At 71.1% G+C, this 23,535-nt stretch carries 24 protein-coding genes; 8 read left to right on the top strand and 16 right to left on the bottom strand.

The genetic code is table 11. The annotated features are described in order from the left end of the window. Positions 1-42: 42 nt before the first annotated feature. The 3 genes from OFY01_RS02010 to OFY01_RS32340 form a co-directional block, all read right to left on the bottom strand. Entirely contained in the window at positions 43-456 is a 414-nt protein-coding gene (locus tag OFY01_RS02010; protein ID WP_266595691.1) for a hypothetical protein, read from the bottom strand. A gap of 12 nt (positions 457-468) precedes the next feature. Next, on the bottom strand, positions 469-975 hold the full coding sequence (locus tag OFY01_RS02005) for a hypothetical protein (RefSeq protein WP_266595689.1): 507 nt from the start codon (positions 973-975) through the stop codon (positions 469-471). 85 nt (positions 976-1,060) lie between these two features. Beyond that, positions 1,061-1,786 carry a DUF397 domain-containing protein gene (locus OFY01_RS32340; RefSeq protein WP_323135464.1) on the bottom strand — a complete coding sequence of 242 codons (726 nt, stop codon included), beginning with the start codon at positions 1,784-1,786 and terminating at the stop codon, positions 1,061-1,063. Positions 1,787-2,009: 223 nt separating this feature from the next. Between OFY01_RS32340 and OFY01_RS01995 the strand changes: the two genes are divergently transcribed. Then, the gene (locus OFY01_RS01995; RefSeq protein ID WP_266595687.1) at positions 2,010-3,335 is read left to right on the top strand and encodes a hypothetical protein; all 1,326 of its coding nucleotides are present in this window, start codon (positions 2,010-2,012) and stop codon (positions 3,333-3,335) included. Here the strand turns inward: OFY01_RS01995 and OFY01_RS01990 are convergent. The 5 genes from OFY01_RS01990 to OFY01_RS01965 form a co-directional block, all read right to left on the bottom strand. Next, positions 3,332-4,330 (bottom strand): NAD-dependent epimerase/dehydratase family protein, encoded by a 999-nt coding sequence (locus OFY01_RS01990; protein WP_266595685.1) that lies wholly within the window; start codon positions 4,328-4,330, stop codon positions 3,332-3,334. The genes OFY01_RS01995 and OFY01_RS01990 overlap by 4 nt on opposite strands. Next, positions 4,315-4,563 (bottom strand): GntR family transcriptional regulator, encoded by a 249-nt coding sequence (locus OFY01_RS01985; protein ID WP_266595683.1) that lies wholly within the window; start codon positions 4,561-4,563, stop codon positions 4,315-4,317. Before OFY01_RS01985 ends, OFY01_RS01990 begins: the two co-directional genes overlap by 16 nt. 813 nt (positions 4,564-5,376) lie before the next feature. Beyond that, entirely contained in the window at positions 5,377-5,562 is a 186-nt protein-coding gene (locus OFY01_RS01975; protein ID WP_266595680.1) for a hypothetical protein, read from the bottom strand. Between the two features lie 60 nt (positions 5,563-5,622). Further along, positions 5,623-6,054: a Zn-ribbon domain-containing OB-fold protein gene (locus OFY01_RS01970; RefSeq protein ID WP_266595678.1), complete on the bottom strand. Its 432-nt coding sequence runs from the start codon at positions 6,052-6,054 to the stop codon at positions 5,623-5,625. A gap of 5 nt (positions 6,055-6,059) precedes the next feature. Continuing rightward, positions 6,060-6,509 carry a DoxX family membrane protein gene (locus OFY01_RS01965; protein WP_266595677.1) on the bottom strand — a complete coding sequence of 150 codons (450 nt, stop codon included), beginning with the start codon at positions 6,507-6,509 and terminating at the stop codon, positions 6,060-6,062. 219 nt (positions 6,510-6,728) lie between these two features. Here OFY01_RS01965 and OFY01_RS01960 point away from each other — a divergent pair, with 219 nt between their 5' ends. From OFY01_RS01960 to OFY01_RS01950, 3 genes are all read left to right on the top strand, one after another. Beyond that, positions 6,729-8,960 (top strand): acetate--CoA ligase family protein, encoded by a 2,232-nt coding sequence (locus OFY01_RS01960; RefSeq protein WP_266595675.1) that lies wholly within the window; start codon positions 6,729-6,731, stop codon positions 8,958-8,960. Between the two features lie 83 nt (positions 8,961-9,043). After that, positions 9,044-9,874: an enoyl-CoA hydratase/isomerase family protein gene (locus OFY01_RS01955; RefSeq protein ID WP_266595673.1), complete on the top strand. Its 831-nt coding sequence runs from the start codon at positions 9,044-9,046 to the stop codon at positions 9,872-9,874. 72 nt (positions 9,875-9,946) lie between these two features. Continuing rightward, positions 9,947-10,582, top strand: coding sequence for a flavin reductase family protein (locus tag OFY01_RS01950; RefSeq protein WP_266595693.1), 636 nt, complete (start codon positions 9,947-9,949; stop codon positions 10,580-10,582). 172 nt (positions 10,583-10,754) lie between these two features. Here the strand turns inward: OFY01_RS01950 and OFY01_RS01945 are convergent, their stop codons facing one another. The 3 genes from OFY01_RS01945 to OFY01_RS01935 all read right to left on the bottom strand — a co-directional run bounded on the left by OFY01_RS01945 (position 10,755) and on the right by OFY01_RS01935 (position 14,066). Next, positions 10,755-11,804: an alcohol dehydrogenase catalytic domain-containing protein gene (locus tag OFY01_RS01945; RefSeq protein ID WP_266595671.1), complete on the bottom strand. Its 1,050-nt coding sequence runs from the start codon at positions 11,802-11,804 to the stop codon at positions 10,755-10,757. Further along, positions 11,801-12,988 carry an acyl-CoA dehydrogenase family protein gene (locus OFY01_RS01940; protein WP_266595670.1) on the bottom strand — a complete coding sequence of 396 codons (1,188 nt, stop codon included), beginning with the start codon at positions 12,986-12,988 and terminating at the stop codon, positions 11,801-11,803. Before OFY01_RS01940 ends, OFY01_RS01945 begins: the two co-directional genes overlap by 4 nt. A 166-nt stretch (positions 12,989-13,154) precedes the next feature. Continuing rightward, entirely contained in the window at positions 13,155-14,066 is a 912-nt protein-coding gene (locus tag OFY01_RS01935) for an SDR family oxidoreductase (protein WP_266595668.1), read from the bottom strand. Positions 14,067-14,178: 112 nt separating this feature from the next. Between OFY01_RS01935 and OFY01_RS01930 the strand changes: the two genes are divergently transcribed. Then, positions 14,179-15,105 (top strand): cyclase family protein, encoded by a 927-nt coding sequence (locus OFY01_RS01930; RefSeq protein ID WP_266595666.1) that lies wholly within the window; start codon positions 14,179-14,181, stop codon positions 15,103-15,105. 19 nt (positions 15,106-15,124) lie between these two features. On the opposite strand, the gene OFY01_RS01925 is transcribed toward OFY01_RS01930, so the two are convergent. The 4 genes from OFY01_RS01925 to OFY01_RS01910 all read right to left on the bottom strand — a co-directional run bounded on the left by OFY01_RS01925 (position 15,125) and on the right by OFY01_RS01910 (position 19,320). Further along, complete coding sequence (locus OFY01_RS01925) at positions 15,125-15,589, bottom strand: ATP-binding protein (protein WP_266595664.1); 465 nt, start codon at positions 15,587-15,589, stop codon at positions 15,125-15,127. A gap of 441 nt (positions 15,590-16,030) precedes the next feature. Then, positions 16,031-16,957 carry an acyl-CoA dehydrogenase family protein gene (locus OFY01_RS01920; protein ID WP_266595662.1) on the bottom strand — a complete coding sequence of 309 codons (927 nt, stop codon included), beginning with the start codon at positions 16,955-16,957 and terminating at the stop codon, positions 16,031-16,033. Positions 16,958-16,969: 12 nt separating this feature from the next. Continuing rightward, positions 16,970-18,115, bottom strand: coding sequence for an acyl-CoA dehydrogenase family protein (locus OFY01_RS01915; protein WP_266595660.1), 1,146 nt, complete (start codon positions 18,113-18,115; stop codon positions 16,970-16,972). An 11-nt stretch (positions 18,116-18,126) separates the two neighbouring features. After that, positions 18,127-19,320, bottom strand: coding sequence for an amidohydrolase family protein (locus tag OFY01_RS01910; RefSeq protein ID WP_266595658.1), 1,194 nt, complete (start codon positions 19,318-19,320; stop codon positions 18,127-18,129). A gap of 137 nt (positions 19,321-19,457) precedes the next feature. Here OFY01_RS01910 and OFY01_RS01905 point away from each other — a divergent pair, with 137 nt between their 5' ends. After that, positions 19,458-21,020: a class I adenylate-forming enzyme family protein gene (locus OFY01_RS01905; protein ID WP_266595656.1), complete on the top strand. Its 1,563-nt coding sequence runs from the start codon at positions 19,458-19,460 to the stop codon at positions 21,018-21,020. A 65-nt stretch (positions 21,021-21,085) separates the two neighbouring features. On the opposite strand, the gene OFY01_RS01900 is transcribed toward OFY01_RS01905, so the two are convergent. Continuing rightward, positions 21,086-21,460: an STAS domain-containing protein gene (locus OFY01_RS01900; RefSeq protein ID WP_266595654.1), complete on the bottom strand. Its 375-nt coding sequence runs from the start codon at positions 21,458-21,460 to the stop codon at positions 21,086-21,088. A 334-nt stretch (positions 21,461-21,794) separates the two neighbouring features. Here OFY01_RS01900 and OFY01_RS01895 point away from each other — a divergent pair, with 334 nt between their 5' ends. Then, positions 21,795-22,412, top strand: a complete 618-nt coding sequence (locus OFY01_RS01895) for a sigma-70 family RNA polymerase sigma factor (RefSeq protein WP_266595652.1) — start codon at positions 21,795-21,797, stop codon at positions 22,410-22,412. Beyond that, positions 22,409-23,535 (top strand): zf-HC2 domain-containing protein (locus OFY01_RS01890; protein WP_266595650.1); only part of this gene is annotated, 1,127 nt, incomplete at its 3' end. The genes OFY01_RS01895 and OFY01_RS01890, both read left to right, overlap by 4 nt.

The following is a 23,535-nucleotide window of genomic DNA, read 5'->3' as shown; positions in this document are numbered from 1 at the left end:
CCCGGCCAAGCGCAGGGAACCCGCACCACAAACCTCATAGCGTCACAACCGTCTCACTGGACTTGAAATCTTCCGCGTGAGGAACGCGTGGACGTAGTTCGAGTACCCGGTCTCCACCTGAATCCGGTCGGAGATGTGATGCATGAGCGGGATGACCCTCTGAAGGTTGCCGAACCGGATCGTGTGGCCCTGAGCGTACAGATTCTTCAGCTTGGCGCCGTCCGTGCGGCCGAACTCGTTCATGAAGATCTTCGGGTTGAGGGACGGACGCGGCGCCTTGACGACAGCGATCTCCGACGCCGGAGCGCACCCGGAGAACAGCCACTCTTCGAGACCGCCGGTGGTGATCTCCTCGTCGAGAGCGGTCTTCCCGCGCTCGTACACACGAGGCTCGTCCGGCCACGTGGAAAGCAGGTCGTTCACCCCGGCTTCGGGGAGCAGGAGACGCAGAGACACGGGCAGCTCCTCCTATGCGGGCGGGAGAGGGCAGGGGATCTCCGGGTGGAAGCGGTTCAGGCAGCACACGACGGAGAACGACATGAGGTTCTTGGCGGGCGTGTAGTACACCCAACTCACGTCGACACCGAACGGGAGCACATCGGAGGCGTACTCCAACTTGGTGTCGAGGCTGCTGTACGCCTGGAGGCCGTCCGCTCGCTCGAAGGGAGGGTTCTCTTCGTACTTCTTGGTGAGCCACTCCAGTGCGATGTCCACGTCCGCCCAGGTGCGGTCGGCCGAGGTCTGGCTCTTCTTCGTCAGCCAGTAGCCGGTCATGGTGGGCGGTACGTTGCCGGTCTGGAACTCGGCGGCGGCCTCGCGGTACCGGTCGAGAACCTGCTGTTGCTTCTTGTCCTCGGGGTCCGTGACCGAGGGAGGTCCGTTGGGGTGCGGGGGCCGTCGGCTCCCCTCTTGCGCGTAGGTCTTCGGGTCCCCGACCCATGGGCCGTAGCCGTGCCAGTGTCCGGTCCAGCTCATCGTCGCCTTTCAGAGGGTGGGCCGGGCCGCCGTCGCTCAGGACTTCAGGGCGGCGGCCCGACGAAGGTACGTGCTGCGTACGGTCTCAGGGGGTCAAGCCACGCCTCTTCGCGTAGCCGACGACGAAGTCGTCCATCTCGGCCTCGGTGAAGCGCAGTTCCCTACCCGCGCCCTCCGGCTTGGAGTCGCGCAGGATGTACCCGGTCTCGCCGATGGCGCCGATCTCTACGCAGGACTCGTGTTCGCTCTGAAGGTTGCCGCCGCAGAAGTTCTCGAACGTGGTCTCGTCGACTGGAAGTGAGTAGAGGTTGCTCATGGGATGGTCCTCCTGACCTATCGGAGGTGCGGAGGGTGATGGCCTCCGCACGCGTTTGTTGTGCACGTGCTGCCCGGCCCCAGTCGCCCTGTTCTTCTTCGGCACCGGAGATCCGAAGCAGGGACGCTTGACGCGGGTCAGACGCAACCGGTAAATGGCCACCAGTGACCGGGCGTTGACTGCAAGCTGACGTAGATGCTCCGCCGCCTCGGCGTGCGTCATGTGTTCGGGCTGCGTCGACTTCGTCAGCAGGCGGTGCGCAGTGACGAACAGGCGGGCCTGGGTGGGGTTGTCCTTGTCCATGACCGGCGACTCGACAACCAGCGCGAGCGTGACCCGCATCCGATTGATGCGCTCGTCGATGGTGGCGCGCTCGGGCAGATCGAGGCGGAGCTTGACCGACCAGGTGATGTCGGCATCGAGTTGACTCAAGTCGATCGGTTCACCGACCCGCCGTTCTTCGCTTGCGTCTGTTCTGGCCTCCACAACACTCACCGCACCCCTCGATCGATGGCTACCGCTTGCTCGTCATCAAGCGTGCTCATCGACCAGCGCCCGCACCATGCGATGCGGGTATCACCCGAGGGTCACAAGAGCTGACCTGGAATCACCTCGATGTCACCTCGGAGGAAGCTGGTGTCCCGGCAAGCTATGCGGGCGATAGTCACGATGCTGACCAGCTGCCCCAGCTGCCCAGACTCAGAACCGGGAGGGCCCCATGACCCAGCAGGAACCGAAGTCCCTGCTTCAGTCCCTGGTTCGGTCGCGCGGATGGTCGTACACCGAAGCCGCGAAGGAGTTCCGGCGCTACGGACGACTGCTCGCCGAAGAGTTGGATGACGGCGATTACCGGACGGCGGACGTCTCGGAGCCGACATGGAGACGGTGGACGGGCGGTAGACAGCGGCGGATGCCCAACGGCCCTGCGCCCCGCATCCTGGAGCGGATGTTCCCCGGAAGGTCCGTGCAGGAGCTGCTCGGCCCGCCGCCTGTAGCGGTCACCTTGCGTCCTGCGCCGAACGAAAGAGACATAGCGATGACTGCTCGCAACGCTGCGGCCCACGCCGGGAACGCCGCCTCCGCTCACCTGCCGGACATGACCCTGGACCAGATCGACGACGATGTCCGATCCCTGGCAGTCGCCTACGACACCACCGATCCTGGCACTGCGTTCCGCGACTGCAACAGGCTGCTGCTCGACATCCAGAACAAATTGGAGCGCACACTGCGTCCGCGCCAGGAGGAGCGGCTGTACTTGGCGGCGGGCATGCTGACCTCACTGCTGTCGGTGGCTGCGTTCGACCTGGCCGCACTGGGGCCGGCGGTGCAGTTCGCGCGGACGTCAGCGATGTACGGCCAGACCATCGAGCACGGGCCGCTGCAGGCATACGCGCACGGCGTTCTCGCCTACCTGGCGTACTGGGACAGTCAGCCTTCGTCCGCTCTGCGCCACATCAAGCTGGCCATGTCATTCGGTGGGGTGGGCGACATGGGCAGAGTTCGGCTTCATGCCATCGAGGCCCGAACGTTCGCGCACCTGGGGCGTCCCCGCGAGTCCGCACGTGCCATACAGGCGGCGCTCGAACCAGGGTCGGGGCTCCGCGATGAACTGCACGACTCTGGCGGGGAGTTCGCCTTTCATCCGCCTCGGGCGGCCATGAGTCATGCCGCGACGTACTTGGTGCTGAGGGACTCGAAGCATGCCGAAGAGTCCGCAATGCATGCCCTGCGGCTGCTGGCGCAGGAGGCGACTCCCGACCGGCCGGTTCAAATGCAGGTGACAGTGGATCTGGCCCGGGCGAGGTTGCTGCGCGGTGAGCTGGACGGCGTGGACGACGCGCTGGGACCGGTTTTCCAGACCTCGGCCGAGTGGCGCACCATCGGCCTGGTCGACCGCGTCAGCAAGCTCCGGATGGAACTGGCACGTTCAGAGACCGCGCGGGCGCACCTGGGCAAGGAAGTGGAAGAGCGCATCGAGGAGTTCGTTGCACTGGCGGCCGCCCGTCCTCTGCCGGGCGGTGGGCCCTTGCCGATCGGGCTCTAGAGACCTGCAAGGATCTGCCCCTCCCTGGCCGGATCGATTCCGTGCTCTTCCCAGCGCGGATGCTTAACCGGTGCGTCGTCCGACTGCATCCACGTCCAAGTGTCCGCCACGGTGTCCGCCAGGGGGCGGCAGGTGAGCCCGGATGCCTGCGCTTTGGCTGTGTCCACGGCCCAGGTGCCGGGATTGGTGCGCCACAACGGCAATTCGGTCCACTGTTTCACTCTATGGGCGACTAGGGCGGCGTCCGATGCGAAGACCAACCGCCCGCTGCTTCCAGTGGCGCTGAGACAGGCGGTCAGGAAGTCCACCATACGGTCGCGCCCTCGCGGCCCGGCCAGGTTGAATGCCCCCGCCGGGGCTGCAAGCGCGAAGGCGGCGACGTCACGGACATCGATGGGCTGGATCAACTTGTCCGGTGCGCCGGGAGCGAGAATGCTCCCGCCACGAGCGCAGCGGTTCAGCCACCACGGCAGACGGCCGACGTACTCGCCGGGTCCGAGGATCACACCCGGCCTCAGGATCGTGAGCCTTTCCCCGAACTCCGCGCTCGCGGCGCCCTCGCAGCCCGCCTTCTGCTTGCCGTAGTGCGCAGGGCCGCCCTCGTCGGCGCCGTAGTCCCGGTCGGCGTCGGGCGGGGCGTCGTAGACCGGGCTGGCCTCGGTCAGAGGCTCATTCGGCCACCCTCGATAGGCGTTGACAGTGGAGACGTACACATACCGATCTGTGACCGGTTCGAGGGCCCGAGCCCCGGAAAGAACCTGGCGCGGCGCCATCTCGGAGGCCGAGGTGTCGATGGCCATGTCCCACGGGCCGTGCAGGGCGAGGCGGTTCAGGTCGTCGATGTCCGTCCGGTCTCCGTGCACGGCCGTCACGCCCGCCAGATCCGGAGCGCTGCGACCTCGGTTGAACGTGGTCACGTGATGCCCGGCACTGAGCGCTGTCCGCGCGATGGCCTTGCCGAGGAACCACGTACCACCGATCAGGAGGATTCGCATGTGCCACCGCGATCACTGACGAACGAGCCCATGCCCGGCGTAGTGGAGATCAGCCCTTCGTCGCGCAGGGCGGCAGTCGCCTTGCGGACTGTCGTGCGCGCCACCCCGAACTCGCTTTCCAGCTGGACTTCGGACACCAGGTGCCGAGGCGGGTACTCGCCGCTTGCGATGCGCCGACGAACCACGTCGGCGATCTGTTGCCACTTGGGGCGGGTGGGGTCGAAGTCGTACACGCGCGGACCTTACACATCCGCATCCATATACACATAGAGCTACCTGTACACCCCTACCCATAGACAGGTGCATAGATACTCGCTACCGTCGACAACGAAAACGCCCCGGCGACCGCGTAGGACCGGTCCGCCGGGGCTTGCCGAACAGCTTGATAGGAGCTGAACGACCATGCGCGATGCTATCGCCCGCACCCTCACCCGGGTGCTGGCCCTACTCGTCCCCTGCCGTCCCGGACGCCACAGCGCTCGGTACCTCGCCGCGCGGACGTCCGGGCCCATCACGGCCTCTGGCCCCGCCCCTGCCCTCTCCCCCGCCAACCCCTGGTCCCGTCCGTGGACCGGGCCCACGAAAGAGCAAGCCGCAGCATTCTTCCGGCGGCAGGGCGCGACCACGCCTGAGCAGCGGCGGCAACGGGAGCGGCGGCGGGCGCTCTACTACGCCACGCGTGGCATCGACTTCCCGTACACGTACGAGGGCGCGCCCTTTCCGCTAGCCGCGTTCGCCTCGGCAGCGGGGGGCGACGCGTGACCCGCGACGGACTGACCAACGAACCAGGCGTGACCGCAGCCCTGTGCGTCAAATGCCACACCCTCACGCACGCGCCCGTTCCAGTGCGCTGGATCGAGAGTGCGAGCGGGCCCGGTACGACCCTCTGGGCCTGTCCCGCCCATGCAGCCGAACTCGCACCCGGCCCGATGCCCGGCGAGCTTGAAACGGGAGGTGCGTAGCCCAGGGCCGCGCCAGGCACCTGTAGACCAGGGGCCCGAACGCCCCGTACGGCTCACCAGACGTACGGGGCATCGGCGATTGCGTCACCCCCAGCCCCTCGCGAGCACGTCCGCCATGTCGTCATTCGTGAGGTCGGGCAGGCCGAGATCGGGAAGATAGATTTCCCCCATGGGATCAGTGGGACTGCTCGCGGCCGAGGTGAGGTGCCAGGTACCCACGTCGCCGTCGTCGTGGTTGTCGTCGGAGCCGTCGCCCGTGATCGTCGCCATGCGACATCGTCCCCACAGGCGCGCGTGGCCCGACCAGTGGTTTTCACGGGTCCTGCGGCCTCACTCCGGACGGAACACCGGCACGGACAGGTCCCCGTCCGACGCACGGAAGGCGACCGCGAGTTCCATCCCCACCCGCAGCTCCGTCTCCTCGCAGTCCACGACCTCCGTCATCATCCGCGGGCCCTCGGCCAGGTCGACGACGGCCGCCACGTACGGGGTGCGGCTGCCGAACGGCGGCAGGTCGTTGCGGTGGACGACCGACCACGTGTAGAGCGTGGCGCGGCCGCTCGCCTCGCGCCAGCGCACGTCCTCGCTCCAGCAGTACGGGCAGAACTCGCGCGGGTAGTGGTGGTCGCGGCCGCACGCCCCGCAGCGCCGCAGGAGCAGCTTGCCGTCCGCGGCCGCTTCCCAGTACGGGCGCGTGAAGGCGTCCGGTTCCGGGACGTCGAAGCGGGGGCCCGCCCCATTGGTCGTGGTCTCCGTGGGCATCCGCATCAGAACAGTCCGATCGCGTGGTCGAGGGACCAGGTCTGCCAGGACATCGCGAACAGCGCGACGAGCGAGATCAGGCCCATCATCGCGTTCTGCCCCTGCTCGGCCCAGTCGTGGATCATCAACGTGAAGTAGAGGGCGTTGAGCAGCAGGCCGCCGACCAGCGCTATCGGGGTCAGCAGGCCCAGTATCAGGCCAAGGCCCAGGGCCAGTTCGGCATACACGACCACGTACGCCATCGCCTTCGGGCGCGGCGCCACCACCGTCTCGAAGCCGCCGCGCACCGCGCTCCAGCGGTGTTTGGCCGCCACGTCCGCCGCCCAGGCGATGCCGGTGCCGCGCTCGAACCAGCCCTTCTTGTCCTTGTGCCGCCAGCTCTCCAGCCACCACAGGCCGAGGCCGATGCGCAGCACGGCGAGCCATTCGGCGCCGTCGAGCCCTATCGCGTCCATCTCATCCGCATCCGCATCAACATCCACCCTCGCATCCGCACTCGCATCCGCCTCCGGTTCCGCCTCCGTCGAGTCTTTGCGCTCCGAACTGTTCCTGACGGAGCGTCAGTTCAGTAATCTGACGTTACGTCAGTTATTCCGCAGCCACCTCCACCAGTCAAGACCACGAGAGCGGACCACGAGAGCGGACCACCAGTCCAAGACCCCACGGGCGGACCGATGCTTGGATCGACTTACGGCACCCTGACCACCGACTCCCGCCGCGCCCGCGTGATCGCCTGCGGTGAGCAGCCCCGTTCCACCGTGCACGGCAGTACCGGCACCGACGAAACCGATGCCACGGATGTCAGCGGACGACCGCTGTACGCCGACGCACCCGACCTCGACCGGTTCTTCCGGCCCGAGTCCGTCGCCGTCGTCGGCGCCTCCGACGCCGAAGGGCGCCCCAACACCGGCATCACGCGGCAGCTGATGGCATGGGCGGAGCGGGTCGGCGCGCGCCTGCACCCCGTGCATCCGACGCGCGAGACCGTGTTCGGGCTGCCCTGCTCGCCCTCCGTCGCCGCGCTGCCCGAGACGGTCGACCTCGCCGTGCTGCTCGTCGCCGATCCGCTGCCCCTCGTCGAGGAACTCGCCGAGAGCAAGGTGAAGTTCGCCGTCGCGTTCGCCTCCGGGTTCGCCGAGACCGGCAGCGAGGGGGCCAACGCGCAGGAGCGGCTCGCGGCGGCCGTGCGGCGGTCCGGGATGCGGCTGCTCGGACCCAACACCAACCTCAACGCCTTCGAGCGGTTCCGGGACGACCTCGACGGGCCCGCCATCGCCCTCATCACCCAGTCCGGGCATCAGGGCCGTCCCGTGTTCACGATGCAGGAGCTGGGCGTCCGCCTCTCCCACTGGGCGCCCACCGGCAACGAGGCGGACCTGGAGACCGCCGACTTCATCTCGTACTTCGCGCGCCGGCCCGAGGTCGGCGCAATCGCCTGCTACGTGGAAGGGCTCAAGGACGGGCGCTCCTTCCTGCTCGCCGCCGACCGGGCCGCGCGGGCCCACGTCCCCGTCGTCGCCGTCAAGGTCGGCCGGACCGAGGCCGGGGCCAGGACCGCCGCCTCGCACACCGGAAAGCTCACCGGCGCCGACACCGTCGTGGACGCGGCGATGCGGCAGTTCGGCGTGATCCGCGTCGACGGGCTCGACGAGCTCCAGGACACCGCCGCGCTGCTCGCCCGCGCCCGCGCGCCGCGGGCCGAAGGCGTCGTCGTCTACTCCATCTCCGGCGGCACCGGCGCGCACTTCTCCGACCTGGCCACGGCCGCCGGGCTCGACCTGCCCGAACTGTCTCCGGGCAAGCAGGACGAGCTGCACCAATGGATACCCGCGTACTTGAACGTCGCGAACCCCGTCGACAACGGCGGGCATCCCGTCGGCGACTGGCGCGGGCGGAAGATCATCGACGCGATCCTCGCCGACCCGTCCGTCGGCGTGCTGATCTGCCCGATCACCGGGCCCTTCCCGCCCATGAGCGACAAGCTCGCGCAGGACCTCGTGGACGCGGCGGAGCAGACGGACAAGCTGGTGTGCGTGGTGTGGGGGTCTCCCGTCGGGACGGAGGACGCCTATCGCACGACCCTGCTCGGGTCCTCCCGCGTCGCCACCTTCCGTACGTTCGCCAACTGCATCACCGCCGTCCGCGCCTGGCGCGACCACCACCGCTTCACCGCCGCGTACGCCTCCCCCTTCGAGCAGGCGCCGCGCACCCCGTCGCCGTCCTTCCGCAAGGCGCAGGCCCTCATGCGCCCCGGCCACCGCCTGAGCGAGCACGCGGCGAAGCAGCTCCTTCGGGCGTACGGCATCCGCGTACCGCGCGAGCAACTGGTGACCAGCGCCGCGGCCGCCGTACGGGCCGCCTCGCTCGTCGGCTATCCGGTCGTCATGAAGGCATCCGCCCCGCAGCTCGCCCACAAGACCGAACTCGGCCTGGTGAAGGTGGGGCTGACGTCCGCCAGTCAGGTACGGGACGCCTACCGCGAGCTCACCGACATCGCCCGCTACGAGGGCATCGACCTCGACGGCGTCCTGGTGTGCCAGATGGTCGAACGCGGCGTGGAGATGGTCGTGGGCGTCACCCACGACGACCTCTTCGGGCCCACCGTCACCGTGGGACTCGGCGGCGTACTCGTCGAGGTACTGCGGGACGTCGCCGTCCGCGTGCCGCCCTTCGGCGAGGACCAGGCCCGCGCCATGCTCGGCGAGCTGCGCGGGCGGGCCCTGCTGGACGGGGTCAGGGGGGCGCCCCCGGCCGATGTCGACGCGCTCGTCGAGGTCGTCCTGCGCGTGCAGCGCATGGCGCTCGAACTCGGCGACGACCTCGCCGAACTCGACATCAACCCGCTGATGGTGCTGGAGCGCGGCCAGGGCGCCGTCGCCCTCGACGCGCTCGCCGTGTGCCACTGACCGCGACCGCGACCGCGACGACGACCGCGCCCGCTGTCCGCCACCCGCCGTCCGCCGTCCGCCGCCCGAAACGGAGATCCCCCGTGTCCACATCGTCCTCCCCCGAAGAGTCCGATTCATTGGTACTGCACACCACTGACAACGGCGTCTCCTGGATCACCCTCAACCGGCCCGACGCCATGAACGCCGTCACCTGGGACCAGCGCGAACGCCTCATCGCGCTGCTCGACGACGCCTCCGCCGATCCCGGCGTACGGGCTGTCGTCCTCACCGCCACCGGCAAGGGCTTCTGCGCTGGCGCCGACCTCAAGAACGCCCCCGCGCCCGCCTTCGGGCCCGCCCGCGAGCGCGTCAGCGGCGACGTCGCCCGCACCATCCGGCGCGGCGCACAGCGCCTGATCGCCGCCGTCCTCGACTGCGAGAAGCCGGTGATCGCCGCCGTCAACGGCACGGCCGCCGGGATCGGCGCGCACCTCGCCTTCGCGTGCGACCTCGTCGTCGCCGCCGAGTCGGCGCGCTTCATCGAGGTGTTCGTACGGCGCGGGCTCGTGCCGGACGGCGGCGGCACCTATCTGCTGCCGCGGCTCGTCGGCCCGCAGCGGGCCAAGGAGCTGATGTTCTTCGGGGACGCCCTCGGCGCGGCCGACGCCGAGCTGATCGGGCTCGTCAACCGGGCCGTCCCCGATGACCAGGTGGCGAAGGTCGCGCGCGAGTGGGCCGACCGGCTCGCCGCCGGTCCCACCCGTGCCATCGCCCTCACCAAGCAGCTCGTCAACGCCTCCCTGGACTCCGACCGAGCCACCGCCTTCGCGGCGGAAGCCGCTGCCCAGGAGATCAACATGACGACGCGGGACGCGAACGAGGGCGTGGCGAGCTTCGCCGAGCGGCGGCGGCCGCGGTTCCATGGCCGGTGACGTCACCGGCGGCCATGGGAGTTCCCCTCACACCTTCCCATCTGATGGCCCGTCAGGTTCACTGGAACAATGATGGGACACGCAGGGATGGCGGAGACCGTCGTCCGGTACCTCAGGTCGGTCGGCGCCCCCACGACGGCGGGACCGGTCCGGGCGCTGCCGCGGCCCGAGCTGCGCGCCGTACGGGACGACGAGCGGGCGCCGGTCCCGGCGGCCGAGTTCCGCCGCGTACTGGGGAACTTCGCGTCCGGCGTCACCGTCGTGACAGCGCCCGAGGACGAGCCGGGCGCCGGGCCCGCCGGGTTCGCCTGCCAGTCGTTCTCCTCGCTCTCGCTCGACCCGCCGCTGGTGGTGTTCATGGTGGCGCGCACCTCGACCACGTGGCCGCGGATCGCGCGGGCCGGCGTCTTCTGCGTCAACGTACTCACCGCCGACCAGGGCGAGTTGTGCCGCGCCTTCGCCGTGAGCGGGGCCGACAAGTTCGCCGGGGTCGCCTACGACGGCGCGCCCGTGTCCGGCTCGCCGCGGCTCGACGGGGCGGCGGCCTGGATCGACTGCGCCATCCACGCCGTGCACACCGGCGGCGACCATCTGATCGTGGTGGGCCGCGTCACCGCCCTCGGCACCGGCCCGGAGGGCGGGGAGGGCCGGGAGGGCGAGCCGCTGCTCTTCCACCGCGGTCGGTTCGGCACCGTCGCGCCCTCCTGAGCGCCTGCCGCCCCAGCCGTACCAGCCGCCTCCGTCACCCGCGCCCACCCGGTGCGAGGCAAGCCGCCCAGCCGAAGTGAGGAATCCGGCCCACGGCGTACCGCAGGACGTTCCGCGCGGCCCTGCCGTTGGCGTCGGGCCTCGTAGCCGCTCGGAACGTCACCCCGGCCCCTCAGAACGTCAGCACCCCTCGCGCCACCCGCCCCGCCTCCGCGTCCGCCACGGCCGCGTCGAACTCGGCGATCGGGTACGCGCGCGTGACCAGCTCGTCCAGCATCAGGCGGCCGGCCGCGTAGAGGTCCGCGTACAGCCGGATGTCCCGCTGCGGCCGCGACGAGCCGTACCGGCAGCCGAGCACCGACTTGTCCAGGAACAGCTGGGCGGGCACGAACGTCGCCTCCGCGTCGGCGGCCGGCATGCCGAGCAGGACCGCCTGCCCGTGCCGGTCGAGGAGGTCGATCGCGGCGCGGACGAGGTCGATCCGGCCCACGCACTCGAAGACGTGGTCCGCGCCGTCCGGCAGCACGCCCCGCACGTCGGCGACGTCCGTGACGAACTCGGTCGCCCCGAACCGCCGGGCCACCTCCTCCTTCGCGGGGTTGGCGTCCACCGCCACGATCGTCAGCGCGCCCGCCAGCCGCGCGCCCTGCACCACGTTCAGCCCCACCCCGCCCGCGCCGATCACGACGACCGACTCGCCCCGGTCGACCCCAGCCCGGTTCAGCACGGCCCCCACCCCCGTCAGGACCCCGCAGCCGATCAGCGCGGCCGAGGTCAGCGGGATCTCCTTGGGGATCTTGACCGCCTGCACGGCCTTGACCACGGTCCGCTCGGCGAACGCCGAGTTCGCCGCGAACTGGTACACCGGCTCCCCGCCCCGCGAGAACGGCCGCCCCGGCCGCCCGATCGCCTGCCTGCACATCGTGGGCCGCCCCCGGTCGCACTCGGCGCACGCCCCGCAGTTGGCGAGCGTGGACAGACAGACGTGGTCGCCGGGCACGACATGTGTGACGCCCGCGCCCACCGCCTCGACCACACCCGCGCCCTCGTGCCCGAGGACCACCGGCCGCGGGAACGGGATCGTCCCGTCGATCACCGACAGGTCGCTGTGGCAGAGCCCGGCCGCCGCGATGGCGACCAGCACCTCGCCCGGCCCCGGGTCGCGTATCTCCAGATCGTCGACGACCGCCGCCCGCTCGCCGTCGAACAGAACACCCCTCACGTGGCCTCCCTGGGCAGGCCGAGCACGCGCTCGGCGATGATCGTGCGCTGGATCTCGTCCGAGCCGCCGTAGATGGTGTCGGCCCGGCTGAACAGGAACAGGCGCTGTACGTCGTCGAGTTCGTACGGTGCGGCCGGTGACCAGTCGGCCGGCCCGACCGCCGCGCCCGGCCCCCGTACGCGCAGCGCGAGCTCACCGAGCCGCTGGTGCCAGCCGCCCCACAGCAGCTTGGCGACGCTGGGCGCGCCCGGATCTCCGGCGCCGCCCAGGGTGCGCAGGGCGTTCCACCGCATCACCCTGAGCTCGGCCCACAGCCGTACGATCCGGTCCGCGATCACCGGGTCGCCGACCGCGCCCGACGCCACGGCCTCCCGTGCGAGCCGCCGCAACTGCGCGGCGAAACCGATCTGTTGGGCCAGGGTCGACACGCCGCGCTCGAAGGCGAGCAGCCCCATGGCGACCTGCCAGCCCGCACCGGCGCGGCCCACGACCTCCTCGGCGACGGCCCCGTCGAAGAACACCTCGTTGAACTCACTGGTGCCGGTCAGCTGCCGGATGGGCCGCACTTCGACGCGGTCCGGCTGATCCATCGGCACCAGCAGGAAGGACAGCCCGTGGTGGCGCCGGGAGCCGGGTTCGGTGCGGGCCAGCACGAAGCACCAGTCGGCCTCGTGCGCCAGTGAGGTCCACACCTTCTGCCCGCTGACCCGCCACCGGCCGTCGCCGTCCCGCACCGCGCTCGTACGCAGCGAGGCCAGGTCGGAGCCGGCGCCCGGTTCGCTGTAGCCCTGGCACCACAGTTCCTCGCCGCGGGCGATGGGCGGCAGGAAGCGGCGCCGCTGCTCCCGGCTGCCGTACGCGAGCAGGGTGGGCGCCAGGAGGTTCTCGCCGATGTGGCCGCAGCGGCCGGGGGCCCGTACGCGGGCGTACTCCTCGGCCCACACCACCTGCTCGGTGAGGGTGGCGGCGCGATTGCCGTGGCCGGTCTCGCCCCAGCCGAGCCCGATCCAGCCGCCCGAGCCCAATTCCCTCTCCCAGGCGCGGCGTTCGGCCGAGCCGTCGTGCTCGCTGCCGGGGCCGCCGCGGCCGACGGCCGCCGTGAACCGGCCCACCAGGTGCTCCTCCAGCCAGGCTCGCGCCTCGCGCCGGAACGCCTCGTCCTCGGCTCCGAAACCGAAATCCACGACACCCCACCCCCTGCTCCCACTGGTTGGACCGACTGGTGACCGGATCGAGTGCTGACCGGATCGAGTGCTGACCGGATCGAGTACCGGCAGGGCCGGCCGCCACCGGCCGGACCGGCCACCGGCCGGACCGGTCCCTGGCTGGACCGGTCCCTGGCTGGAGCGGCTACCGGTTGGGCCGTTCCTTGCCGGCGGCGGCGCGCGCCATCTCCTCCAGGCGGGCCAGCATCGGCATGGGGTCGGTGCCGACCGTGCCCGGCAGGAAGTCGGCGATCCTCTCGGGCGTCCAGGGCCCGTCCGCGTACCCGGCGCGCAGCTCGCGCGGCTGCGCCCACACGGCGATCTTCGGCCCGGCCACGGTGTACACCTGCCCGGTGATCCTCTCCTCGCGGGCCCGGTCGCTGAGCAGGTAGACGACGAGCGCGGCGACGTCCTCCGGCTCCCCGATCTCCTTGAGCTCCATCGGGACGTTGGCGGACATCCGCGTACGGGCGACGGGCGCCACGGCGTTGGCGGTCACCCCGTACTTGTGCAGGCCGAGCGCGGCGCTGCGCACGAGCGAGATGACGCCGCCCTTGGCGGAGGCGTAGTTGGCCTGCGCGACCGAGCCCTGGTGGTTGCCGCTGGTGAAGCCGATGAGGGTGCCGCCGCGCTGTTCGCGCATCACCGCCGAGGCGGCCCGGAACACGGTGAAGGTGCCCTTGAGGTGGGTGGCGACGACGGGGTCCCACTCCTCCTCCGACATGTTGAAGAGCATGCGTTCGCGCAGGATGCCCGCCACGCACACGACTCCGTCGATCCGCCCGTACCTGTCCAGGGCGGTGTCCACGACGCGCCCTCCGCCCGCCATGGTGGACACATCGTCGGCGACGGCGGCGGCCTCGCCGCCCGCCGCCTCGATCTCCTTGACGACGGCCTGCGCCACCTCGGACGTGGGTTCGCCGCCCTCGATGGAGACGCCGTAGTCGTTGACGACGACCTTCGCCCCTTCGGCCGCGCAGGCGATCGCCACCGCGCGCCCGATGCCCCGTCCGGCCCCCGTCACGGCGACGACCTTGCCTGCCAAGAAGTTCCCCACGCCCGGCCCCTTCCCGCATTTTCTGACGACCCGTTAGATTCAGGCTCGGGTCGGATTCTACGACCCGTCAGATACGGGAGCACAAGACCCGCGACCGACCCCGGGAGGACCGATGCCCCTGCCCGCCGAGTTCCTCGACATCGCCGAACGCGTGAACAACTGGGGGCGCTGGGGGGAGGCCGACGAGATCGGCACCCTGAACCTCGTCACCGACGAGGTGGTCCGCGAGGCCGTCGCCGAGGCGCGCTCGGGCCGCCGCGTGCCGCTGGCGCTGGCGCTGAAGGCGGACGGCGTGCAGTCCGGGCTCATCCCGGGCCGGGTCAACCCGCTGCACGCCATGGTCCAGATCAATCAGCAGCTCTTCGGCCCGGACACGGTCGCCACCAGCGACGACGTGGTGACCCTCGGCCTTCAGTCCGCCACCCACTGGGACGCGCTCACCCACGCGTCCCACTCCGGCCGCATCTACAACGGCCGCTCCGCCGGAACGATCACGGCGCACGGCGGCGCCGGGTTCAGCGGCATCGACAAGATCCCGTACGTCGTCTCGCGCGGGGTCCTGCTCGACGTGGCGGCCGCCAAGGGCGTCGACCGGCTGCCGGGCGACCACGCCATCACGCCCGAAGACCTGGACGAGGCGGCCGAGTTCGGGCGGGTCACCGTACGCGCGGGCGACATCGTGCTCGTGCGGACCGGCCAGGTCCAGGTGTACCTGGCGGGCGACAGGCACGGCTACGGGTACCCGTCACCGGGCCTGTCCGTCCGTACGCCGCAGTGGTTCCACGCGCACGACGTGGCGGCCGTCGCCAACGACACGCTGACCTTCGAGATCTTCCCGCCGGAGATCGAGAACCTGTGGCTTCCCGTGCACGCGCTCGACCTGGTGGAGATGGGCATGCTCCAGGGACAGAACTGGAACCTGGAGAGTCTGTCCACAGCCTGTGGAGAGGCGGGCCGCTACGCCTTCTTGCTCGCGGCGATGCCGGAACCGTTCGAGGGAGCAACGGGGACACCGGTGGCCCCGGTCGCGGTGCTGTGAGCGGCGGGCGCCGAAGCGCTCACACCGCCTCGTAGGCCAGTCCCTGGCAGGTCGCGCCGCCCACCGCGGCACGGTCGACCCGGTCGATCTCGCACCAGATGGCCTTGCCGGTCCCCTCGGGCCGCCAGCCCCAGCGATCGGCGAGGCAGTCGACGAGTTCAAGTCCGCGGCCGTTCATCGCGTCGCCGGACGCGTGCCGGGGTGCGGGCGGCCGCGCGCTGGTGTCCGCCACCTCGACCCGCACCGCGCCACCGCGACTCTCGCCGCCACCGCCGTCCGACACGGTCATCCGCAGCACGGCCGGACGGCCGGTGTGCACCACCGCGTTGGTGACGAGCTCGGAGACGAGCAGCACGAGCGTGTCGGCCAGCGGGTCGTCGGCCGGTACCCCGGAACCGGCGAGCCCTGACCGCGCCCATCTACGAGCCCGCCCCACCTCCGCGGGGTCGGCACCGACTTCGAGCTGAACCTGAAGCACCTGCACCGCTCACACCATCCGAATCCGGCGGGACCGTTGGAGTTCTGCCTCGCGCCACTGACCACTCCGGCCACTGAGAAGGATCACGGAACGTGATCCCCGTACTGCACAGCATGGTTGACCTACAGTCACCCCAACAAGGGCTTCGGGCATATTCCCGCGCGAAGGAGTACTCGTGCGGCATACTGTGCGACGCACTCCGCGCGGGGTCGAACAGGCGGCCGTGCCGCCGGACCCTGCCTTGTGAACGGCGCGCATCCCGCGCCCCGGCGCCGCCTCCAGGACGACACCGACCCCCGTGCTCGGGTCCGGCACCACTCGCATCTGCCACAAGATAGCCGAGCGCGACCCCGACTCCGCGCCGTGACGAGCCCCGCGCAGGACACAACCCGGTATCGGCGCCCGAACGGCCCGCGTGGTCACTGTCCGTACAGCGTTGCCCATGGTTCAGAGCGTGGCCGCGAGCCGCTCCTCCGCCTCCCCTCTCTCCCCGCTCAACTCGGCCCGCACCCAGGCCCTCTTCAGATGCAGGTGCACATCGGCCTCCCAGGTGAAGCCCATGCCGCCGTGCACCTGGAGGCAGTCGCGGGCCCCCTGTACGGCCGCCTCGTCGGCGAGCAGTTTCGCCGCCGCGGTCTCGTCCGGGTCGCCCGTCACGGCCGCCGCGTACACGGCCGCGCGCGCCACCTCCACCCGTACGAGCATCTGCGCGCACAGGTGTTTCACCGCCTGGAACGCGCCGATCGGCCGCCCGAACTGCTCGCGCTCCCGGGCGTGTTGCACCGCCATCTCCAGCGTGCGCCCGGCCGACCCGAGCTGCTCGGCGGCGTACAGGAGGGTGGCCGTACGCGGCACGGGGGCGGGCGCGCTCGCGCCGGCCGGGAGCCGGTGCAGCGGCGTGAGCGGGTCGACCGAGTCCAGGGCCACCGCACCGGCCACGTCGCCGCGCACCACGTCCGCCGCGTCGAGCCACGGCACGAGCCCGCCGAAGGGCGCCGTCACCACGGTCTCGCCCCGCGCCGCACCGGGCACCTCGCCCGCCGCGAGGACCGTGGCCACGAACGGCCCCGGCACCAGCGCCCGCCCGCACTCCTCGAACACGAGCACCGCCTCCGCGAGCCCGAGCCCGACCCCGCCCTCCGCCTCCGGCAGGCACAGCCCGAAGAGCCCGGCGGCGCCCAGCTCCCGCCACAGCGCCCGGTCGATGCAGCCACCACCGCCGACGCGCCCGCCGCGACCGACGCCGCCACCACCGACGCCACCGACGTCGCCGTCGACGGCGGCACGCAGCGCCTGCCGTCCGAACCGCCCCTCAAGGAGCTTGCGCGTTCCGTCCCGCAACGCCCGCTGTTCCGCGCTCAGTCGAAAATCCACGGCGGCTCTCCCTCACTTCCCCCTCGGCAGTCCGAGGATCCGCTCGGCGACGATGTCGCGCTGGATCTGCGAGGTGCCCGCGGCGATCGTGTACGAGAGGGACGAGAGCCGGTCGAGCGTCCACTGCTGCCCCACGTCGAGCGCGCCCGCCCCGCCGAGCACCCGCGCCGCGACGTCGTAGAGCCGCTGGCGGGCGTGCGAGTACCGCAGCTTGAAGACCGATCCGCCGACCCCCGGCACCCCTCCGGCCGCCTGTGCCTCGCTCACGTTCCTCTGGATGAGGCGCCACAGCGCGCCGAACTCGGCGGCGAGGCAGCCGAGTTCGCGGCGGAGCACCGCGTCGTCCCAGCGGCCCGTCCCGCGCGCGTGCGCGGCCAGCTCGCCCAGGACGCGACGGCAGGCGACGACCTCGCCGACGAACGCGGTGCCGCGCTCGAACGACAGCGTCACCATGGTGACCCGCCAGCCGTCGTTCTCCTCGCCGACCCGGTTGCCGACCGGTACGCGCACGTCGTCGAGGAACATCTCGGCGAACTCCGTCGACCCGGCGAGCGTGCGCAGCGGCCGCACGGTGATGCCGGGCGTGTCCATGGGCATGGCCAGCCAGGTGATCCCGCGGTGCCGGGGGACCTCCGCGCTCACCGGCTCGGTGCGCACCAGCAGCTCGCACCAGTCGGCGACCTCGGCGTGCGAGGTCCAGATCTTCGACCCGCTGACGACGTACGTGTCGCCGTCGCGCACCGCCCGGGTCCGCAGTGCGGCGAGGTCGGAGCCGGCGCCCGGTTCGCTGAACCCCTGGCACCACACCTCGTCGCCGCGCAGGACCGGTGTGAGCCAGCGCTCGCGCTGGGCGGCCGTGCCCTCGGCGGCGATGGTCGGTCCCGCGTGCAGCAGGCCCACGAAGTTGGCGCCCACGTAGGGGGCGCCGGCCCGTTCGGTCTCCTCGAGGAAGATGAGGCGGGTGGTGGGCGAGGCTCCCCAGTGGACGTCCCCGTACCCGGCGTCGTACAGCCGCCGCTGCCAGCCGGTGTCGTAGGCGCGGCGGCCCGGCCAGTCGCCGGGCGGGGGCTTGGGCCCGAGCGTGGGCAGCGCCCGTGCCAGCCACTTGCGCAGCCGCGCCCGGAACTCCTCTTCCTCGTCCGTGTACGCCAGGTCCACGACCGGCCGCCCTAGGAGTCCAGGTCCAGGCCGAGCATGCGGATGGCGTTGCCCCGCATCAGCTTGTGCACGGTCTCGTCGTCGAGTCCCTTCACGTGGTCGAGGGCGACCTGTTTGGTGTGCGGGAACGTGGAGTCGACGTGCGGGTAGTCCGTCTCGAAGGTGGCGTTGTCACGGCCCACGGCGTCGAGCGAGGCGACACCGTGCCTGTCACGGAAGAAGCAGCAGAAGATCTGCCGGTAGTAGTACGTGGACGGCGGCTCGGCGATCAGGTCCCTGACCCCGCCCCACGCCCGGTGCTCCTGCCACACGTCGTCGGCGCGTTCGAGGGCGTACGGAATCCACCCCATCTGCCCCTCGCTGTAGGCGAGTCTGAGCCGCGGGAACTTCACGAGGACCCCGCTGAACAGGAAGTCCATCATCGACGCCATGGCGTTGTTGAAGCTGAGCGCGGCCTGCACGGCGGGCGGCGCGTCGGGCGAGGCGGCGGGCATCTGGGAGCTGGAGCCGATGTGCATGTTGACGACCGTCCCGGTCTCCTCGCAGACGGCGAAGAACGGGTCCCAGTGGCCGCAGTGGATGGACGGCAGGCCGAGGTGGGTGGGGATCTCGGAGAACGTGACGGCCCTGACGCCCCGGGCGGCGTTGCGCCGGACCTCGGCGACGGCCAGGTCGATGTCCCACAGCGGGATGATGCAGAGCGGGATGAGCCGTCCCCCGCTGTCGCCGCACCACTCCTCCACCATCCAGTCGTTGTACGCGCGCACGCAGGCGAGCGCGACCTCCTTGTCGTGGGCCTCGGCGAAGGTCTGGCCGCAAAAGCGGGGGAAGGTCGGGAAGCACAGGGACGCCTCGACGTGGTTGAGGTCCATGTCGTCGAGGCGCGCCTTCGGATCCCAGCAGCCGCGCCGCATCTCGGCCCGGGTGATGCCTTCCAGGGTCATGTCGTCGCGGTCGAAGCCGACGGCGGCGATGTTGCGCTTGTAGGGGAACTTCAGATCCTCGTAGACCCACCAGTCGGCCGGTGGGCCGTCCGGGTCCATCGTGATCCGGTACTTGCCGCCGACGTAGGCGAGTTCGCCGATGCCCGTGGTGAGCGGCTTGGGTCCGCGGTCACGGAACCGGGCCGGCAGCCAGGTCTCGAAGAGGTGGGCCGGTTCGATCACGTGGTCGTCGACGCTGACAATGCGCGGCAGTTCCTTCATGGAGCCCTCTCATATCTGATGCTCCGTCAGATTTCAGACCAAGGCTAGCCCCGCACCCCTGGACCGACAAGGAGTGCGGGCTTACGCTCTCGCCTTATCTGACCACCCGTCAGGCATGCGCGCGAGGAGGCACGGAGATGGCCGGAACCGCCACCGACACCCCGCACACCCTGGGGGCGTCGAAGACCCTCTGGGAACTGGTGGAGCGCCGCGCCGCCCTCACCCCTGACCGCCCGGTCCTGCTCCAGGGCGAACGGTCGCTGACCTTCGCGGAGTTGAGGGAGTCGGGCGAACGGGTCGCGGCCGGTCTGTACGGCATGGGCGTGCGTCCCGGCACGGTCGTCGCCTGGCAGCTGCCCACCCGCATCGAGACGGCTCTGCTCACCTTCGCCCTGGCCCGCATCGGCGCCGTGCAGTCGCCGGTCATCCCGTTCTACCGGGAGCGCGAGGTCGGCTTCGCGCTGCGCGAGTCGAAGGCCGAGTTCTTCGCGACGCCGGGCACGTGGCGGGGCTTCGACCACACGGAGATGGCGGGCAGGCTCGGCGCGCGGGGCGTCTTCGAGGCGTACGAGGACCTGCCGCGGGGCGACCCGTCCGTACTGCCTCCGCCGCCCGCCGACGGCACGGCGGTCCGCTGGATCTACTGGACGTCGGGCACGACGTCCGACCCCAAGGGCGTGCTGCACACGGACCGTTCACTGATCGCGGGCGGCTCCTGCCTGGCGCACGCGCTGCGCCTCTCGGAGTCCGACGTGGGCTCGATGGCGTTCCCGTACGCGCACATAGCGGGCCCCGACTACACGGTGATGCTGCTCCTGTACGGGTTCCCGGCGGTGATGTTCGAGCAGTTCGCGCTGCCGGACGCGCTGGCGGAGTACCGGCGGCACGGTGTGACGGTGGCGGGCGGCTCGACCGCGTTCTACTCGATGCTCCTGGCCGAGCAGCGCAAGCACCGCGGCCCCGGCCCCAAGGTGATCCCCACGCTGCGGCTGCTCGCGGGCGGCGGGGCGCCCAAGCCGCCGGAGCTGTACCACGCCGTGGTCCGCGAGATGGGCGTGCAGCTCACCCACGGCTACGGCATGACCGAGGTCCCGATGATCACCATGGGCGCCCCGGACGACACGGCGGAGCACCTGGCGACGACGGAGGGGCGCCCGCCCGAGGGTATGTCGGTGAGGATCGTCGACGCGGAGGGCAACCGGCTCCCGGCGGGCGTCGACGGGGCGGTGCGACTGCGCGGCGAGGCGGTGTGCCGCGGCTACCTGGACCCGGCCCGGACGGCCGAGTCCTTCGACGCCGACGGCTACCTGATCACCGGCGACCTGGGCCACGTCCTGCCCTCGGGGCATCTGGTGCTCACCGGCCGGGCCAAGGACGTCATCATCCGCAAGGGCGAGAACATCTCGGCGAAGGAGATCGAGGACCTGCTCCACACCCACCCGTCGGTCCAGGAGGCCGCGGTCATCGGCCTGCCGGACGCGGAACGCGGCGAACGGGTCTGCGCGGTCGTCGAACTGCGCGACGGGGCCGACGGGTTGACCCTGCCCGAGGTCACGGCGCACCTGCGCGGCGAGGGCCTGACGACCTTCAAGCTCCCCGAACAGCTGGAGATCCTGGACGCGCTTCCGCGCAACGAGACCCTCCGCAAGGTACTGAAGTACAAGCTGCGGGAACGGTTCGGCGCGCCCCGTCCCCACTGACCGATGCCCGGTGCGCGCTAGGTGGTCGCGGCAGTCGCGCTGGTACCCCGACACCCCCGGGTCCGCTACGCCGACATCGGCTCCGCCTCGTCGTCCACGGCCGCCGAGACGTCCGGGTAGACGTCGAAGAGACGGCGTACGCCGAGGGCGCCCAGGACGCGGTTGACGTGGGAGCCGTCGACGGCGCCCTGCGCGGGGAGGATCAGCCGCAGGCGGCCCTGGCAGGAGCGGATCAGGCGGCGGGCGGCGATCAGCACGCCGACGCCGCTGGAGTCGCAGAAGAGCACGTCGGACAGATCGAGCACCAGGCTGCGGCGGCCCTCCGCGACCGCGTCGTGCACCTGCTGGCGCAGCGCGGGAGAGGTCACCAGGTCCATCTCGCCCGACACCCGCACGACGGCCCAGTCGCCATGGCCCGCCTCGGTCACCTTCAGCGCCACGCGCCACACCCCTCGCTCGACGATCCGGAACCAATGCCTACGCTTCTTTCCTCGGCGGCTGCCCGGCCACGAAGCGATAAAACACCCTCGCACACTTACCACATATGAACTGGTTAAGACCGAGGTGGTCGCTTCCTGTCCGTTCCGGTCACCTCCGGTCCACGATGAACCACAGGCCGTGTCATGTCGTCCTGTGAGGGAAACAGGAAGTGCGTTGTCAGTGGGGCGGACTACATTCGGGTACGAGACACAGACATAGACACAGACACAGACACAGCACTACGGCAGACCACGGCACGAGCACAACGCGACGGGCAGTCGGTGAGGGGGCCTCATGCCCAAGGACACTCCGTCCCGCTGGGACCGGAGGATGCAGCAGCGCCTGGCGCACGGCGAGGCCGCCGCGCTCGGTGAGCTGTACGACCGCTTCGCGTCCCTGGTGCACAGCCTGGCCCACCGCGTCCTGGGCGACGAGGACGCGGCCGACCAGACCACCCGCGACGTCTTCATCCGGCTCTGGGAGAACCCCGAGGCGTACGACCCCAAGCAGGGCCCCCTGCGCTCCTTCATCGCCGGCCTCGCCCAGCGCCAGGCCGTCCAGCGCCTGCGCAGAACCGAATCCGCCGCACTCGTACGCGCCGGCCACGGCACCACCGAGGAACTGGAGCGAAAGGTCCGCCACGCCTCCGCCGCCGCCCGCGCCGACTACATCGTGACGTCGATGCCCGCCCCGCTGCGCGCCGCCCTGGAGCTCGCCTACTTCCAGCGCCGCGACTACCGGCAGACCGCCGCCGACCTGGGCGTCACCGAGGACGAGGCGCGCCGCAGACTCCGCCTGGGCCTCCAACTGCTCTCCACCGCCCACGACGGGGCGGCGTCCGCCGCAGGCCCGCCGCCCCCGCCCGAGCAGGACACCGAAGGGCGCGGCGAAGGGTTCGGGAGGTCCGCGTGAGCGGGACGAACGGGCCCGACCGCTTCGATCCGTACGACCCGGACGACAGCGACGGCCGCCGAGACGGGGACGGCGCGGGCGGCGTGCCGCGCATACCGGTCCCGCGCTCCTCCGTCGAGGACACCGGCCACCCGCTGCCCGACATAGCGGTGCCCGCGCCACCGGTCCTCGAACATCATGTGCTCAGATCCCTGCTCGGCGCCTGGGCCCTGGCCGCCTGTTCCGCAGAGGAGACCGCCGCCGTCGACGAACACCTCGGCGAGTGCGGCGGCTGCGCCGAGGAAGCGCTGCGGCTGCGCGACGCCGTGGGCCTGCTCCACCCCGAGGAGTCCCTCGACCTCGACCCGCAGCTGCGCGCCCGCGTTCTCGAAGGGTGCCTGGCCCGCAGGCCCCCGCGCGTCCCGGTCCCCGACTGGGCGGCCGCGTACGACGCCGAGACCGCCCGCCTCGACGCGCTGCTCAAGGACATCGGCGAGGGCGAGTGGCACGCGCCGGTGCGGCTGCGCTGGTACGACGGGGAGGAGCAGGCCACCCGCAAGACCACGGTGGCCGGGGTGATCGCCCACCTGATCAGCGTCGACGGCATGGTCGCCGGGGCGCTCGGCCTCGACGACCCGCTCGGCCCCGCGTCGGCGGGCGCCACGCCCCCGGTCGGCCCCGACGAGCGCACCGAGGCATACTGGCGAGCCTCCTGGTTCCCGCCCACCCGCGCGATCCGCGCGCCCTGGCGCGAGCAGTCCCACGCGCTGATCCGCACCGTGTCGTTCACCGGCTCCGACCCGGCCGGCCCCGCTGACGCGCACGCGTCCGGCGGGCGCACCGTCTCCTACGGCGACTTCGACCTCACCTTGCGGGACGCCATGGTCGACCGGGCCTTCGCCTGCTGGATCCACGCCGGTGACATCGCCGACGCGGTCGACTATCCGTACGAGACCCCGTCCCCGCGCCACCTGGGCCGGATGATCGACCTGGCGGCGCGCGCGCTGCCGGGTTCACTGGCGCGGCGCCGCCGCCGCGGCCTCGCCGGACCCGCGCGCGAACTGGTCCGACCACTGCGTCGGCAACGTCGAGCTCGGCCGGATGAACGAGTGGGTCGAGTTCTACAACAAGGTCATGGGCTTCA

It is taken from the genome of Streptomyces beihaiensis (genome assembly GCF_026274175.1).
GTDB lineage: Bacteria > Actinomycetota > Actinomycetes > Streptomycetales > Streptomycetaceae > Streptomyces > Streptomyces beihaiensis.
Note: the sequence above shows the minus strand (reverse complement) of the source record. Positions and strands in the feature narration are given on the sequence as shown.

Bases quoted from the DNA above. Each gene is read 5' to 3' on its own strand.
- OFY01_RS01965 (WP_266595677.1), bottom strand. From the start codon at position 6,509: ATGGACGCGATAGGGCTCGACGGCGCCGAATGGCTCGCCGTGCTGCGC.
- OFY01_RS01930 (WP_266595666.1), top strand. From the start codon at position 14,179: ATGCCCCTGCCCGCCGAGTTCCTCGACATCGCCGAACGCGTGAACAAC.
- OFY01_RS01960 (WP_266595675.1), top strand. From the start codon at position 6,729: ATGCTTGGATCGACTTACGGCACCCTGACCACCGACTCCCGCCGCGCC.
- OFY01_RS01950 (WP_266595693.1), top strand. From the start codon at position 9,947: ATGGGACACGCAGGGATGGCGGAGACCGTCGTCCGGTACCTCAGGTCG.
- OFY01_RS01990 (WP_266595685.1), bottom strand. From the start codon at position 4,330: ATGCGAATCCTCCTGATCGGTGGTACGTGGTTCCTCGGCAAGGCCATC.
- OFY01_RS01905 (WP_266595656.1), top strand. From the start codon at position 19,458: ATGGCCGGAACCGCCACCGACACCCCGCACACCCTGGGGGCGTCGAAG.
- OFY01_RS01975 (WP_266595680.1), bottom strand. From the start codon at position 5,562: ATGGCGACGATCACGGGCGACGGCTCCGACGACAACCACGACGACGGC.
- OFY01_RS01995 (WP_266595687.1), top strand. From the start codon at position 2,010: ATGACCCAGCAGGAACCGAAGTCCCTGCTTCAGTCCCTGGTTCGGTCG.
- OFY01_RS02005 (WP_266595689.1), bottom strand. From the start codon at position 975: ATGAGCTGGACCGGACACTGGCACGGCTACGGCCCATGGGTCGGGGAC.
- OFY01_RS01895 (WP_266595652.1), top strand. From the start codon at position 21,795: ATGCCCAAGGACACTCCGTCCCGCTGGGACCGGAGGATGCAGCAGCGC.
- OFY01_RS01910 (WP_266595658.1), bottom strand. From the start codon at position 19,320: ATGAAGGAACTGCCGCGCATTGTCAGCGTCGACGACCACGTGATCGAA.
- OFY01_RS01970 (WP_266595678.1), bottom strand. From the start codon at position 6,054: ATGCCCACGGAGACCACGACCAATGGGGCGGGCCCCCGCTTCGACGTC.